A 456-nucleotide genomic window follows, 5' to 3' on the forward strand; every position below is an offset into this window, starting at 1 on the left:
GGGCCTCGTGGGCCTCGGCACCGAGACCGCCCGACGCGCGGTGACCCTGCACCCGGACCGGTTCGTCGGATGCAGCAGCCTCGACCCGAACCAGGGCATGGCCGCGATCCGGCAACTCGTGGCCGAGCACGAAGGATTCGGCTCGCGGGCCGTCTCGCTGTTCCCGGCCGGCGCGTTCCCGCAGGTGCCGATCAACGACAAGAAGATGTACCCGATCTACGCCAAGTGCGTGGAACTCGGCATTCCCGCCTTCGTCTGCGCAGGTGTCCCCGGGCCGCGCCTGCCCATGGCCGCCCAGCACGTCGAGCTGATCGACGAAGTCATGTACGACTTCCCGGAACTCGTCCTGGTCACCCGGCACGGCTGCGAACCGTGGACCGACCTGGCCGTCAAACTCAAGCTCAAGTGGCCCGGACTGCACTACTCCACCAGCGCGTTCGCCCCGCGGCACTACCC

The 456-nt window shown here is 68.6% G+C and carries 1 protein-coding gene; it reads left to right on the plus strand.

The annotated features are described in order from the left end of the window. Positions 1–456 (plus strand): amidohydrolase family protein (locus tag AC1DSF_RS30870; protein WP_478184119.1); only part of this gene is annotated, 456 nt, incomplete at both ends.

The organism is Variovorax sp. 01N429 (assembly GCF_056399425.1).